The sequence below is a fragment of the Streptomyces sp. NPDC127084 genome, from assembly GCF_042724175.1.
In the GTDB taxonomy this organism is placed as follows: Bacteria; Actinomycetota; Actinomycetes; order Streptomycetales; family Streptomycetaceae; genus Streptomyces.
Genome location: NZ_JBHXFA010000068.1, coordinates 1 through 14,381 on the forward strand (window position 1 = coordinate 1; position 14,381 = coordinate 14,381).

General features: G+C 71.7%; 13 protein-coding genes. 5 read left to right on the top strand and 8 right to left on the bottom strand.

The window, feature by feature from the left end:
- Positions 1-107: 107 nt before the first annotated feature.
- The 6 genes from ACFWI9_RS17580 to ACFWI9_RS17605 form a co-directional block, all read right to left on the bottom strand.
- Positions 108-1,244: a hypothetical protein gene (locus ACFWI9_RS17580; protein ID WP_387162907.1), complete on the bottom strand. Its 1,137-nt coding sequence runs from the start codon at positions 1,242-1,244 to the stop codon at positions 108-110.
- A 120-nt stretch (positions 1,245-1,364) separates the two neighbouring features.
- A complete protein-coding gene (locus tag ACFWI9_RS17585; RefSeq protein ID WP_387162909.1) occupies positions 1,365-2,042 on the bottom strand; it encodes an RICIN domain-containing protein in 678 nt (225 codons plus the stop codon).
- Positions 2,043-2,076: 34 nt separating this feature from the next.
- The gene (locus ACFWI9_RS17590) at positions 2,077-2,658 is read right to left on the bottom strand and encodes an RICIN domain-containing protein (protein WP_387162911.1); all 582 of its coding nucleotides are present in this window, start codon (positions 2,656-2,658) and stop codon (positions 2,077-2,079) included.
- Positions 2,659-2,729: 71 nt separating this feature from the next.
- Positions 2,730-4,307: an AbfB domain-containing protein gene (locus tag ACFWI9_RS17595; protein WP_387162913.1), complete on the bottom strand. Its 1,578-nt coding sequence runs from the start codon at positions 4,305-4,307 to the stop codon at positions 2,730-2,732.
- A gap of 512 nt (positions 4,308-4,819) precedes the next feature.
- Positions 4,820-5,074 (bottom strand): WYL domain-containing protein, encoded by a 255-nt coding sequence (locus tag ACFWI9_RS17600; RefSeq protein ID WP_387162954.1) that lies wholly within the window; start codon positions 5,072-5,074, stop codon positions 4,820-4,822.
- 27 nt (positions 5,075-5,101) lie between these two features.
- Positions 5,102-5,620, bottom strand: coding sequence for a nuclear transport factor 2 family protein (locus ACFWI9_RS17605; protein ID WP_387162916.1), 519 nt, complete (start codon positions 5,618-5,620; stop codon positions 5,102-5,104).
- Positions 5,621-6,326: 706 nt separating this feature from the next.
- Between ACFWI9_RS17605 and ACFWI9_RS17610 the strand changes: the two genes are divergently transcribed.
- Both ACFWI9_RS17610 and panD read left to right on the top strand, forming a co-directional pair.
- Positions 6,327-6,506 (top strand): DUF6480 family protein, encoded by a 180-nt coding sequence (locus tag ACFWI9_RS17610; RefSeq protein WP_387162918.1) that lies wholly within the window; start codon positions 6,327-6,329, stop codon positions 6,504-6,506.
- A gap of 497 nt (positions 6,507-7,003) precedes the next feature.
- The gene (gene panD, locus ACFWI9_RS17615; protein WP_387162920.1) at positions 7,004-7,438 is read left to right on the top strand and encodes an aspartate 1-decarboxylase; all 435 of its coding nucleotides are present in this window, start codon (positions 7,004-7,006) and stop codon (positions 7,436-7,438) included.
- Positions 7,439-7,828: 390 nt separating this feature from the next.
- On the opposite strand, the gene gndA is transcribed toward panD, so the two are convergent.
- Entirely contained in the window at positions 7,829-9,271 is a 1,443-nt protein-coding gene (gene gndA, locus ACFWI9_RS17620) for an NADP-dependent phosphogluconate dehydrogenase (RefSeq protein ID WP_387162922.1), read from the bottom strand.
- Between the two features lie 312 nt (positions 9,272-9,583).
- On the opposite strand from gndA, the gene ACFWI9_RS17625 reads away from it, so the two are divergent.
- The gene (locus ACFWI9_RS17625) at positions 9,584-10,849 is read left to right on the top strand and encodes a transglycosylase family protein (RefSeq protein WP_387162924.1); all 1,266 of its coding nucleotides are present in this window, start codon (positions 9,584-9,586) and stop codon (positions 10,847-10,849) included.
- Here ACFWI9_RS17625 and ACFWI9_RS17630 read toward each other — a convergent pair.
- Positions 10,730-11,761, bottom strand: a complete 1,032-nt coding sequence (locus ACFWI9_RS17630) for a DMT family transporter (protein ID WP_387162926.1) — start codon at positions 11,759-11,761, stop codon at positions 10,730-10,732. The genes ACFWI9_RS17625 and ACFWI9_RS17630 overlap by 120 nt on opposite strands.
- Positions 11,762-11,967: 206 nt before the next feature.
- Between ACFWI9_RS17630 and ACFWI9_RS17635 the strand changes: the two genes are divergently transcribed.
- On the top strand, positions 11,968-12,672 hold the full coding sequence (locus ACFWI9_RS17635) for a (2Fe-2S)-binding protein (protein WP_387162928.1): 705 nt from the start codon (positions 11,968-11,970) through the stop codon (positions 12,670-12,672).
- Positions 12,673-12,777: 105 nt separating this feature from the next.
- The gene (locus tag ACFWI9_RS17640; protein ID WP_387162930.1) at positions 12,778-14,274 is read left to right on the top strand and encodes an SDR family NAD(P)-dependent oxidoreductase; all 1,497 of its coding nucleotides are present in this window, start codon (positions 12,778-12,780) and stop codon (positions 14,272-14,274) included.
- Positions 14,275-14,381 lie beyond the last annotated feature (107 nt).

Here is a 14,381-nt window from a genome sequence, read left to right on the forward strand (position 1 = left end):
AAACCCCACTCACATCTTCTATAAAAAACACCCCCCCTCTTTGTGTGGTGGTGGTGTTTGTATGCCGTTCGGACCCCCCCGTACACGGGCCGCCCCAACCCTCGGGCTCAGCCCCGGGCGCGGCTCTCGCCGTCCTGGGCGCGGTCGAACATGGCCTGCCAGAACGCCGCGGCGTCCCGCGCCCCGGCCGACTCCCCGGCCCAGGCGCTCCGACTGCTGTCGGCGGTTCCCGAGATCGCCTTCCACAGCTGCTGCGCCGACTCCTGGGACAGCAGGGCGACGGCCTGCCAGTTCTCCGCCTGGGCCGCCGCGGCGGCCTGTTCGGCCAGCCACGCGCGCTGTGCCGCGTCCGCGTGCTCGGACACCGCCTTCCAGGCGCGCTCGGCCTCGGCGCGGGCGGCAGCCGCGTCCGCGGCACCCCGCACGGCCGCCTCGGCTGCCGTGGCCTCCCTGATCAGAAGGGTCAGCGTGTGGTGCCGCAGCGTTTCCGCGTCGGCGACACGCGTCCGGTACGCCTCCAGGTCCAGCGCCGCGCCGGTCGCCCAGCCATAGCCGAAGAACTCGGCCACATCCGCGTCCACGGCACCCGGTCGCAGTGCCCACCGCGCCGCGACGCGTACCTGTTCGCCGGGATCCCGCTCGCCCAGCTCGCGTACGAAGTCCCGGTCCCTCGCGCCGACTTCGAGCTGCTGCCGCACACCGTCCTCGCGCGCCGCGCGGTCGCGCCGCTGCGCTTCGGCGTACCCCGTCCGCACGAACGCCGCCTGCTCGGCGGCGCTCCCCTTCAGCGCCCGTGCCGCGGCGGCCCGCACCTCGGGGGAGAACTCCACCGTGTGCGTGGCGACCACCCGTTCGCAGTACGCCTTGTTGCGTGCACGGCTGTCCCGCGCACGCTGCTTCGCGTAGTCGAAGCCGCCGCCGGGCGCGAGCCACTCCACGAGCGCCTCGTCGCCGCGGGAGCTCCGCAATGCGTTCCACGCCGACGTCCGTACCTCGGCGGCCGGGTGCGTCTTCGCCATGGACGTCACCCGTCGGCGCGCCTCATCGATCGCCGCGGCCAGTTCGGGCGAGAACGTCTGCTCCGCCTCGCCGGCCGCGACGACGGATACCGAGGGCGCCCCGGAAGCCGGTGCGGCGGCCTCGGTACGGACGCCCGCCCAGGCCGGCCCCACGCCCGCGACCGCGATCGCGCCGGACAGCACGCCGACCGCCACGGTACGCGCGCCCCACCACTGACGACTCAACTCAGACCCCCCTTGGAAGATGAAGAACGTGTTCACCGTCGCGGAGGGGCAGGGCCGTACGGTCGGCCCTGCCCCTCCGCGACGCTCAACGGGATTGCTCACGCACCCCGTTCGGCAGGCTCACGCGGCCTGCTCGACCCGCCACAGCTGGGCATCGGTGCGGTTGCAGGTGTACAGCTGTGTGTTGACGCCGTTGTCCTTCTTGGCGCTGGGGACGTCCAGGCACATGCCGTCCGCGTGCGCCGGCTGCAGCTCGTACAGCTTGCGGACGGGGTCGACGAGCAGCACCCGCCAGCGCTGGTGCGCCGCTTCGTCGCATGTCCACTGCTGGACGACGGCGCCGGGCTTGGTGCTGTGCTTCTCCACTTCGAGGCACTTGCCGCTGAGGACGGAGCGCAGCTCGAAGCTTCCGCCCACGGCCGCGACGGCGGTCCACTTCTGGGCGGGGGTGCCGTTGCAGGTGTACTGCTGGACGTCGATACCGTTCGTGGCCTTACCGCCTTCGACGTCAAGGCACTTGCCGCTGTGGGCGGCCGTCAGCTGGACCACCGTCTTCGGCATCGCGGCGCGTGACACGGCCTCCGACCGCATGGCGGCCGCGGCGATCGCGGCTTCGCGCGCCGCGACGGCGGGGTCGTCGTCCCCGGCGGCCTGGCGGGCCCGCTCGGCGGCGATGCGGGCCGCTTCGGCCGCGGCACGGGCGTCGCTGCCCTCGTCGGCCTGCACGACGGTAGCGGTGCCTGCCAGCACCGCGACGGTGGCGCCTACGGCCAGGGCGGCCCGGATGATCCTGGACATGATGGGATCGGTTTCCTCTCGCGTGTTCGGGTGCTCAGACGGCCGTGACCGGCTCGATACGCCACTTCTGCGCGGCAGTGCCGTTGCACGCCCACAGCCGCGCCGCCGCGCCCTCTTCCTTGCTCGCGGACGCGATGTCCAGGCAGCGGGTCATGTTGGCCGGGATGTGGGCCGGCCGCAGTTCGTACAGCTCCTTGGCGATGTCGACCATGGCCAGCCGCCAGTTGTGGTGCTTCCCCTGGCCGCACCAGTACTGCTGGACGACCGAACCGGACGTGGTGCCGCTGTTCTGCACCTCGAGGCACTTTCCGGAGTGCCTGGCCCGCAGCTCGAAGGTGCCCGCACCGGTGGGCACCATGTCGAATCGCTGGTTCAGGGCGTCGTCGGCGCACGCCGACTGGATGGCGTCGGTGCCGTTGCGCAGGCTGGCCTTGCCGATCGTGAGGCACTGGCCGCTGTGCTCGGCCTTGAGCCGTACGGCGGTGGGCTGCGGGGCCGCAGCGGCGGCCGGGGCGGCCGGGGTGGCCGGTTCGTCGGCGACGGCGACGGTCACGCCGCCGACGAGCACGGCGACGCCGGCCCCGGCGGCCAGGACGGATCGGATGATCCGGGACATGGGGATGCTTCCGTTCTGTTCAGGTATGCGGGATCTGCGGGATCCGCAGACAGGGACTCGGCCGGCGGCGGTCAGCGCGCGAGCGGGGTGGCGACCTTCCAGGAGACGTCCTGGGCGAAGTCCCGCTCCAAGTCGAAGGCGTTCTTGGCGGACTTGTCGGCCGCGTACAGGTCGCCCCGGTGCTGGCGCAGGAAGCGGCCCGGCTGACTCGCCGACACGAAGGACGTGCCGGAACCGCTCTGACCCTTCTTGGCGCACCAACTGGCGTCCTTGCGGAACTGCGTGCTGTTGTCGCTCGCGGTCATCCGGACCCGGAGGTCCTTCTGGGCCAGGTAGTGGCCCGGCTTGCGGGCCGACTCGAACGAGTAGCAGCCGGGCTGGCCGCCGAGCGCGGGCACGACGACCCAGGTGGCGTCCTCACGGTCGGCCTGCTTGGAAGCGGCGGAAACCGGAGCGAGGAACGTCTCGCCGGCGTCGACGTCGGACTGCCGGACGAAGAAGCCCGCCGGCTTGCCGCTCGCAGGCTGCAGCGACTGCCGCTTGGCCCGGTACTGGCTGTCCTCCTTGAGGAACAGCGCGACGTCCTCGTCGCTGCCGGACAGCGCCTTCTTCGCAGCCGCGACCAGGTTCGGGTTCATCCCGGTCTTCTCGGCGGCGGCCTGCAGCTGCAGCGCGAGCCGGCGGTTGGCCTCGGCGATCTTCTTGCGGCGTGCCTCGTCGTCCTTCTTGTACGCCTCTTCTGCGCCGGTGTGGATGAACCGCGCCCAGACGGCCGGGTCCGCGTCGAGCACCGCGCGCTGCGCGGCCGCGTACAGCTCGCTCTCCTTGGCGTCCGCCGGTGCAGCGCGCAGCAGTTCGCGGATGAAGTTGTCGTCGCTGAGCGCCAGCATGGCCTCGGACGGAGTGATGCGGAACAGCGCTGCGGCGTTGGTGCGGGCTGCGAGCTCCCTGCGGCGTTCGGCCTCCGCGCGGTTCCTCTCCTCGAGCTCCTTGAGCTCGTCGGCCACATCGCGCTGGTGGGCCTCGCGGGCGCCGTTGGCGATGAACGCCTGCCAGGCCGCCGCGTCGCCGGCCAGGGCGGTCGCGGCGGCGGCACGCACCTGGGGGCCGGCCGCCTCGTGGCGCATCACGGCGCGGATGAAGTTGTCGTCGCTCAGGTCGAGCAGGTCGGGGCTGTTCGGGATGCCGACCGCGATCAGTGCCTGCGACTTGGCGAGCCGTGCCGCACGGGCGGCGTCGGCCTTGTCCTTCTCGCGCTGCTTGTCGACGGCGTACGCCTCGTGGATGCCGGTCACGATGAACTGGACGTGGTCCTCGGCCGCTTCGCTCATCATCGCGGCCTCAGCGGCCAGCCGTACCGCCTCGAAGGACTCGCCGCCGTCCCGGGCCTTCTGCCAGAGGGCGTGGATGAAGTCGTTGTCGCCGAGCAGCAGGACGTCCGGGCTCGGGTCGAGGCGAACGACGGCGGCGGCGTCCACGCGCTGTTTGTCGGTGGTGCCGATCTCGGCGGCGGCCGCGGAGCGCGACGGAGTGGCGACGGCGGTCATCGGTGCGGCCATGGCGCTGACGGAGGCCAGGGCGGTGGCGGTCACCAGCCCGCGTGCGACGGCCCTCCGCACGCGGGCGGAGTTGGAGTGGCTCTTCTTCATTCTGCTTCTGCTTCCCCCTGCTCGTCCCGCACGTGGTCACCGATGGGTGCGGGTGGTCGGATGGGAAGTCTTGAAGACCACCAGGGGGCGGTCAAAGTGGAATTGGGGGTTCTGGTCCGATCAAGCCCATGTATGCCTGATTTTCAGATGACTTAGCGTCAATCTATGGCTGAAAGGCGGCTTGCGGAGACTGACGGGAACTCATGGGTGTCCTTCGCATGGCTGATTACGCGGGCTGGGCGCCATGGGGATGGGGGTGCGTGGTGACCGCCGGTACGCCTTGCCGAGCCCGGCGGTATGCGAACCGCGCGACCGGGGCGCGCCTGCGAACCGTACGTGCGCCTCGCGTGACGAAGGCGTAAAGGAAGGATGTGAGCCGATACACACCAAGATCGAGCACAGTTTGCTGAGGTAAAATCGCACGCCTTCAGGGGACTTCACGTCCTGGGGAAGAGGCGCGGCAGGAGTACCGCCGTCCTGCGCGACACACCCGGCGAGCCGGGGCACGAGGCTCAGGCTGGGCTCGGTCGACGCTCGCCGGATTCGGCGCCGTCCCGGTCCCGCGGAGGGCGGCAACTCCCAGGATCCGAGTAGCAGGTGGCGATCGCGGCGACGCGTTCGCGCAGCGAGTCGCGCAACCAATGCGGGTCCAGGGCCTCGGCGTCCGTGCCGAGTTGCCACAGCGCCCATTCGGCGTGTCTCGGATCCTGGAAGGTCACCTCCGGCCGCAGCCGGCGGATTCCGCCGGACTCAGGCCGTCGCGGTATCGCGGCGTCGAGCCCAGACGATGGGGATCAAGCGGCGGGCGGGGTCCAGTCAGCAGGCAGGCCGGACTGGGTCAGGACGGCGGCGAGGCTGTAGTGGTCCTGGTCGGAGGCGATTCGGCAGCCGTTCTTGTCGAGGTCGAGAAGGGTGGTCATCGGCACGGCGAAGGGCTTGGGCGCGCCCTTGAGGTGGCCTGAGTACGTGGCTTTGACGGTGATGCGGGCGCCGCGGCGGTCAGCCGCGCGCACGGTCACGTGAACGTTGTCGATGAGGCGGTCGGCGCGGGCTTTCCACCCGGCTATTTCCTTCGGGCCTCGGAAGGTCATGCCCACGGCCTTGTCGGTGTAGGTGCCGTCGGTGGTGAACAAGGCGCCGAGCGCGGCCGAGTCGGTGCCGTTCCAGGCCCGCGCCCAGTCGGCCACGATCCTCGGCGGACGCCGTTCGGCGTCCTGCGCGGCATTGGCGGCATTGGCGGTGGTGGCCGTGGTGGCGGACAGCGCCACGGCGGCGGTCAGCATGGCGATGGCGCGGGTCGGGCGGGACGTCATGGTGGTGCTCCTCTTGGGTGCGGATACGGGGGTCGGAAGGGGAGTGGGCGGTCGGTGTTCCGGAAATTGGCGCATGTCAGGACGACGGGACGGCTGCCGCCGGCGACGGTGCCGGTCCAGCCGCGGGATCGGTGCGCCGCCGCCGTCCGTGCGGCCGGCGCGGCAAGCGCGTGTGCCAGGGATGCGCCGCCGGGCGGGTCCGGGTATGTGTCACGCTCATGGCACTCACGTTCGCCCGGGGCGGTGTCCACTTTCCAGGCAGGGCGGAAGCGGGCACTGTCCAAAGCTGTCCGCACGCGTTCACCCGCCCGGCGCTTCGGCCTTCGTCGCGGGGGCATCGCCCTCGCGTCGGTGAAGTCCGCCGATCGACGTGATGACCACCGACGCGCACGTAGCGCAGGCACCGCACCGCGATAGCCGGTTCCGCGAACGCCTTCATGAATCGCACGGAGGCCGTGGGCACGGAATGCCGACAGCCGCCGGGCACGCCTGTCTGGTCAGGTCACGGATTCGGCCTCAGCGGCCGCGTGCCCGGGATGCGCGCCTCATAGTGGGAGTACAACCCGGTTCCGCTGCGGCGGCCGACCCCGCTTCGGGGGTGGGTCCGCGCCGCATGGGCGGGCCGAGGTCGGAGAGTCGCTGCCGGCGCCTCGCGTGCCGGGGAGCCGGTGCGGCACTCCCGAGTCGTGAGTGACGGGAGAGAATGATGGCCGATCTACTCGTACCCCCGCAGGAGACGCCGCCGGTGGAGGCGTCCACCGCCGAGGCCCATCAGGAGCGTCCAGACGGTGGACTCTGGGAACACTCCGTGATGATCCTTTCGCTGATCGTCGCCTGCAGCGTGGTCTTCGCGGCACTGTTCGTCGGCTGGGCGATCAGCCTCTGAGCGGGCCGCACGGCGAGAACGGTTCCACCAGCACCCCGCACTCAGTCACGTCACCCAAGCCCGGGTCGACCTCCAGGCCCCGAAGGAGGCGGCCCGCGACAACGGCGGCCGCACGCAGCAGCCGAAGTCCCGCACCGGGCAGTTTGGCTCGGCGCGACGGGCGCGTCCGATGGGCTTGGGCGACGTCCTCGGAGCGAGCGTCGCGTGGCCGGCTCCCGGTCGGCTGCCTCAGCGCCTGACCGCCGGAGTGACGGTGATCACGGACGCCCTTCGGGGGGTGCTGCGTAGGCTTGTGCCGTCGGCGCGGTGCCGTCTGGGATGGCGGGCGAAGCTCTTCTGTAGCGCCTGATGATGTATCAGAAAAGGCGGCAAGTGGTCAGCGTGAGTCCTGGGAAACCTGGGGGACGCTGCCCCGGCATGCGACTCGTTGTAGGGTAGGAAAACCGCCCTTGACCTGCAAAAACGCAGGCAGGGAGCCTAAGTCCAGGAGTGCTTCGATGATGCGTACCATGTTCAAGTCCAAGATCCACCGTGCCACCGTCACCCAGGCCGACCTGCACTACGTCGGTTCCGTGACGGTCGACGCGGATCTCATGGAGGCCGCTGATCTGCTCCCCGGCGAGCTGGTGCACATAGTCGACATCACCAACGGGGCGCGGCTGGAGACCTACGTCATCGAAGGGGAGCGCGGGTCCGGTGTCATCGGCATCAACGGTGCCGCGGCGCATCTGGTGCACCCGGGAGACCTGGTGATCCTCATCAGCTACGCCCAGGTGAACGACGCCGAAGCACGGGCGCTGGTGCCCCGGGTCGTGCATGTCGACGCCGGCAACCGCATCGTGGAACTGGGCTCCGACCCCTCCCAGCCGGTCCCCGGCAGCGACACCCAGGCAAGCCCGCACGCGGTCGTGTCGGCGGCGGCGCGCGCCTGACGGGCGCGGGCATCGGGCTGGTAGGGCTGCCGCCAGCCATCACGGCCGCACAAGGGCGGGTTCCGCGGTATGCCGCCTACACGCGTGGACCCGCACTGCCGGGGCACCCGCAACGGTGGAACCTGGAGACACAGGCCCCGCGAGACCAGGGAGGCAGCGATGACCCACCCGAACCCGCACCCCGACCCCGTACCCCCGATGCCGGACCCCGCGCCCAGCCCCGTGCCGCCACCGCAGCCACCGCGGCCTGGACCCGCGCCGGATCCGATTCCCGCGCCGGATCCGATTCCCAAACCGCCGGGCCCCGACCCGGTGCCCGACCCCGAGCCGGCGCCCGGCCCGATGCGGTGATCGGGCCGGGGCGGGCCTGTGGGGCTGAGCCCGGTCGGATCAGCCGGTGCGCTCTTCCGACCGGTCGCCGCCCCACAGCGTGTGGTACGAACCGTCCCGGTCCGTACGCCGGTAGGTGTGCGCACCGAAGAAGTCACGCTGGCCCTGGGTCAGCGCCGCGGGAAGCCTGGGCGCGCGCAGCGCGTCGTAGTAGGCCAGTGACGCGGAGAAGCCGGGCGTGGGCACGCCCTGCCGCGCCGCCGCGGCCACCACCGCGCGCCAGTCGTCCTGCGCCGCGCCGATCTCCTGGGCGAACTGCTTGTCCGACAGCAGGCTGGGCAGGTCCGGCTGCGCGTCGTAGGCAGCGCGGATCCGGTCCAGGAAGGCCGCCCGGATGATGCATCCAGCGCGCCAGATCGAGGCCACCGCGCCCAGGTCGATGCCCCAGTCGTAGGTCTCGCTGCCCGCCTGGACCTGGTGGAAGCCCTGGGTGTACGAAACGATCTTCGAGGCGTACAGCGCCTGCTCGACCTGCTCGGCGAAGCGTGCCGCGTCCTGCTCGCCGAGCGGCTGCGGCACCGGACCCGGCAGCTGCTGCGAGGCCGCGCGCAGCTCCGCGTGGCCGGACACCGAGCGGGCGAACACGGCCTCGGCGATGCCGGAGACCGGCACTCCGAGGTCGAGCGCGATCTGCACGGTCCAGCGGCCGGTGCCCTTCTGCTCGGCCTGGTCCGCCACGATGTCGACGAACGGCTTGCCGGTCGCCGCGTCCGTGTGCGCCAGGACCTCAGCGGTGATCTCGATCAGATAGGAGTCCAGACGCCCGGTGTTCCACCCACGGAACGTCTCGGCGATCTTGGCGGGGGAGTAGCCGGCGACCTCGCGCAGCAGGTGGTACGCCTCGGCGATCAGCTGCATATCCGCGTACTCGATGCCGTTGTGCACCATCTTCACGAAATGGCCCGCGCCGTCGGGGCCGACATGTGTCACGCAGGGCGTGCCGTCCTTCGCCTTCGCGGCGATCTTCTCCAGCAGCGGCCCGAGAGAGGCGTACGACTCAGGCGAGCCGCCCGGCATGATGCTCGGCCCGTGCAGTGCGCCCTCCTCTCCGCCGGAGATGCCCACGCCCACGAAGTGGATTCCGCGCTCGCGCAGTTCCCGCTCACGGCGGCGGGTGTCGGCGAAGTGCGCGTTGCCGCCGTCGATGATGACGTCACCCGGCTCGAGGAGGGGGGCGAACTCCTCGATCACGGCGTCCGTCGGGTCACCCGCCTTGACCATGATGACCAGCCGGCGTGGCCGCTCCAGTGCGGCGACGAACTCCTCGGCGGTCTCCGCGGGCGCGAACGCACCCTCGTGGCCGAACCCTTCGACCAGCTCGCGCATCTTGCTCGCGGTCCGGTTGTGCACCGCGACGGTGAGGCCGTTTCGCGCGAAGTTGCGGGCGAGATTGCGGCCCATCACCGCGAGCCCGGTGACGCCGATCTGGGCGGTACCACTCATACGTGTGCTCCTGGAATCTGAAGAGTGCGTCGAGTCCATCGGTCATCGGGACCGTACCTGCCGGGCCCCGGTCCGCCGGTCCATACCCCCGGCCTGGCCTGGGCCGTTGGCCGTGCCCCTCCCCTGGCCAGTATGAATACGGTTCACGGACGCGGGGCGTTCATGGGCGCGCGAGTCGCCCGGGCGGCGCAGGAATCCCGGATTCCGGTGTCGGCGCGGACGTTCGTGCGACCCGGTGCCCGTTCACGCCCCTTGTCAGTCCTGTTGGCAGCGCCTAGCTTTGCGGCTGCTGATGCGTTCGAGGGGGGACCCATGGCCTTACGCGGGCGGCACCGCCGCTACCAGCCGAGCCGGATCAACCGGGCGTCGTTGACCGTCACCGCGAGCGGGGCGGGGATCGCGCTCCCGCTGATCGGCGCGGGGGCGGCGAGCGCCGCGTCAGTGGAGGTGTGGGACAAGGTCGCGGCCTGCGAGTCCACCAGCAACTGGCAGATCAACACGGGCAACGGCTACTACGGCGGGTTGCAGTTCAGCCAGTCCACCTGGGATGCGTACGGGGGCACGGCCTACGCCTCGCGCGCCGATCTCGCCTCCAAGGACCAGCAGATCGCCATCGCCGAGAAGGTGCTCGAAGGGCAGGGCCCCGGCGCTTGGCCGACCTGCTCCACGCGGGCGGGACTCGCCCGCGGGGGAGCGGATCCCGCGATCGCACCGGAACGTCGGCGGTCCGTCGAGACCGAGGCCAGGACGGAGTCCAGGGCCAAGAGGACGGAGGCCAAGGCCCGGGCGTCGGCACGGCAGCAGCAGGCCACCCCGACCACCGTGCCCGGACAGCGCGAGATGTACACGGTCGCGCCGGGCGACTCGCTCTCCGGAATCGCCCAGAGCCACCGGGTCAGGGGCGGCTGGCAGGCGCTCTACGCAGACAACCGCACCGTCGTCGGGGACGATCCCGACCTCATCTTCCCCGGCCAGCGGCTGCGGATGCAGTCCACCACACAGCGCCCCGCCACGAAGGAGCGGCCGCAGGCCCGGCCGCAGGCACGTTCCACGGCGACGCCGAAGCCGGCAGCGAAGCCCGCTTCGAAGCCCGCCGCGAAGCCCACCTCCGAGCAGGCCCCAGCGGTGCAGCGGGAGCGACAGCGGCCCCAGCACACCGAGCGCGCCGGCCAGGCGTCCCACTTCAGTGCGCCCGTCGCGGCGGGCACCGGCACCCCCTACCGCAAAGCCGGCGCCTGGGCCAGCGGCTACCACACCGGTGTCGACTTCCCGGTGCCCACGGGCACCTCCGTGAGGGCCGTCGCGCCCGGCCGAGTGGTGTCCGCGGGCTGGGCCGGTGCGTACGGCTACGAGATCGTCATCCGGCACTCCGACGGCAAGTACAGCCAGTACGCGCATCTCTCGGCGCTCAACGTCCGCGCGGGCCAGCAGGTCGGCGGGGGACAGCGGATCGCCCGCTCAGGGTCCACCGGCAACAGCACGGGACCCCATCTCCACTTCGAGGTGCGTACGGGGCCGGGGTACGGCTCCGATGTCGACCCCCTCGCCTACCTCAGGGCGCACGGGGTCACGGTCTGAGGCAGTGCCATCGCCGGGCACCGGGCCGGCGGCCGCGACGCGGACCACCGTGGCGCCGCCGACCGACCCGGCACCCGTGGTGCGGCGCCGGACCGACAGCAGCACCAGGCCGGTCCCCGCCACGCCCGCGCACGCCAGCGCGGCGACAGCACCCGCCGCGCCGTAGCGGACGCCCTCACCGAACAGCACCACACCGGCCACGGCGGCGACCACCGGATTGACCACGGTCACCGTGGCCAGCGGCGCGGCCAGACCGGCGCCGCGATACGACACCTGGGACAGCAGCAGTCCGGCCGACGCGAGACCGGCGATCACCACCAGACTGGGCACCAGCACGGTCGGACCCCCGGCTTCCGGGTCCGCCTGCCCAGCCGCGGCGATCTTGGTGAAGAGGGACGCGGCGCCGAAGGCGACCCCCGCACCGCCGGCCAGCACCACACCCCGCAGCAGCGGACGCCGCCGTACCCGCTGCCCGGCCAGGAACAGCAGCGCGACCGCCCCGAACGCCACGGCGGCAGCCGCCTGCCTGGCCGCACCTCCCGGCACGCCCGAATGCCCGGGGCCGGTCAGGGCCAGCAGCCCCGCGAGCCCCGCCGACGCCATCAGCGCGCCCCGCCAGGCGGTCCCTCCCACCGGTCGGCGCTCCAGCATCGCCGCCAGCGGCAGGGCGAAGACGATGGTCAGTGCGCCGAGCGGCTGTACCAGGCTCAACGGCCCATAGGCGAGTGCCACCACATGCAGCAGCGCCCCCAGTGCGTTGAGTCCGGCGGAACCCCACCATCGGACGTCGCGCACCAGGCCTGCGGGCCCGCCTGTCGTACCCGCCGCCACACGCTCCTGAACGATCGCCGCTGACGCGTACGCTAACGCGGAGACCAGGGACAGCAGCACGGACAGCGCAAGCGGACTCATACGCAACACGATCTCCCCTGGATGCCGTCCAGTCGTCGTCCCTGAGCAGGGGATGGCCCGTACTACTGTCGTAGTACGCGACGCTGGGGATACCGCCCTGGTAGTGGTCCCCGCGATGGACCCGGCCCCCGCGCACCCTCGTACTCCCCCTGCCTGCCGCTGTGCTTCGATGGGCGCCGGAGAGCCGACCGAGCCGGGGGGAGCGCGTGGATCTGGACGAGCCGTCCTCCGTCGGAGGGTTCTTCGCACTGCGCACAGGCGTCCCGGGCAGTGGGCACACCGCGCTCAGCCGCCTCTACGGCGGCGACCTCACCGCGCTGACCGCCAGGATCGATCAGGTCGCGTCCCGGCTGGGTACGCCCGAGCGCCGGGTCGCCGCCTCGGTAGCGCATCTGGGACTGGCCGCCCGGCTCTGGTCCACCGCGCTGGGTCCGGCCGTGCTGTGCGGGGAGTTCCCCGATCCGGCACCGGGCACGTTGCACTGGGATCCGGAGCGCACCGCGCCGCACGATCTCTGCTGGTCCGGTACGGAGACCCGGCCCGGCACCGTCTCCGCCCTGCGGGAGGCCGTCCTGGAGGGGCAGCTCGTCCCGCTCGCCGATGCCGTCCGCGCCGATGTGCGCATCGCACCCCGGCTGCTGCGGGGCAACGCGGGCTCCGCCCTCGCGGGCGCCCTGCGCGAACTCGTCCGCTGGGCCCGTACCCAGCGGCGCCCCGACGTGGGCCGCCGGGCCGCCGCACTGGTCGCCGGTCTGCTGGAGCATCCCGAACTCTCCGGGACGGTGGACGGCCCGGCACTGCGAAGGACGACCTGCTGCCTCTACTACCGCAGCCCTGGTGGAGGGCTGTGCGGCGACTGCGTCTTCGACCGCCCGCCCGGAGCTGTGGCCGGCGGCAGCGGCGGTCTGTGATGTGCGTCCCGGGTCAGGGTCCGGGTTTGGCGTACGTACGCCCGACTGACGTAAAGTTCCGCTTTTGGAATCCCAGGGTGCGCACAGGACGGAACAGCAGCGGCGATGACGGTGACACAGGACGGCCCCGGCCAGGACCACGGGCCGCTCCATGAGGTCCAGGAGTACGGGCCGGGAATCGACCCGGAGCGGCTGGCCGTCTGCCTGAGTGTTCTTGACGAACTCGACCAGCTCGAGGTCGACCACCCCGACGCGATCACGGTCCGCCGCGCCACGGCCGGTATCTACCGGACCGTCAAGCAGCGCCGCCGCCAGGAGCGCAGGGCCGCGAAGACCGCCCATGACAAGTCCGTCACCGAAGCCACCGCCACCGGCTCCGCCGAGCGCATCGACGACGAGACGCAGGGCCTGCTGCCGAGCTCGTCCGTGCTGGGCGAGATCGCCGGGATCCTCCAGCGCCCCCGCTCCTGCTATGTCTGCAAGACCCGGTACGTCGAGGTGGACGCCTTCTACCACCAGCTCTGCCAGGAGTGCGCGGCCGAGAACCGGGCCCGGCGTGATGCCCGCACCGACCTCAGCGGGCGCCGCGCGCTGCTGACCGGTGGCCGGGCGAAGATCGGCATGTACATCGCGCTGCGGCTGCTGCGCGACGGCGCGCACACCACCATCACCACGCGGTTCCCCAACGACGCGATCCGTCGCTTCAAGGCGATGCCGGACAGTGACGAGTGGATACACCGCCTCAAGGTCGTCGGTATCGATCTGCGCGACCCCGCCCAGGTGGTGGCGCTCGCCGACTCCGTTGCCGCCGAGGGCCCGCTCGACATCCTGATCAACAACGCGGCGCAGACCGTCCGTCGCTCCCCGCAGGCGTACAGCGAGCTGGTCGCCGCCGAGAGCGCCCCGCTGCCGGCGGGGGAACTGCCCGCCGCCGAGGTGATCGGCACCTTCGGCAGCGGCGGCGTGGACCGGATGGCCGCGCTGCCGGCACCGCGCGGCGAGGGGCTCACCGCCAGGGACGTCACCGAGCTCGCTCTGGTGTCCGGTTCCGCGTCACTCGCCAGGATCGAGGCGGGTACGGCGATCGACGCGGGCGGACTCGTCCCCGACCTGCACGACACCAACAGCTGGATCCAGACCGTCTCCGAGGTCGACCCGGTCGAGCTGCTCGAAGTCCAGCTGTGCAACTCCACCGCGCCGTTCATCCTCATCAGCCGGCTGCGTCCGGCCATGGCCGCCGCTGCCGCGGAGCGCAAGTACGTGGTGAACGTGTCGGCGATGGAGGGCGTCTTCAGCCGGGGCTACAAGGGCGCGGGCCATCCGCACACGAACATGGCCAAGGCGGCGCTCAACATGCTGACCCGCACCAGCGCCCAGGAGATGTTCGAGGCCGACCGCATCCTGATGACCGCCGTGGACACCGGCTGGATCACCGACGAGCGCCCGCACCCGGACAAGATCCGGCTGGCGGCCGAGGGCTTCCACGCGCCGCTGGACCTGGTCGACGGTGCCGCCAGGGTCTATGACCCGATCGTGCGCGGTGAGGCGGGCGAGGACCTGTTCGGCTGCTTCCTGAAGGACTACGTTCCGGCGAACTGGTGACGCGGGTGGCGCGGTGACGCGACCGCGTGGCGGCGTGGTGACGCGGGGTGTGTTCGCGTCACCCGTTCGCCGTCCCCGTCGAGGGCCGCTGCCGTAACCCGTTCGGC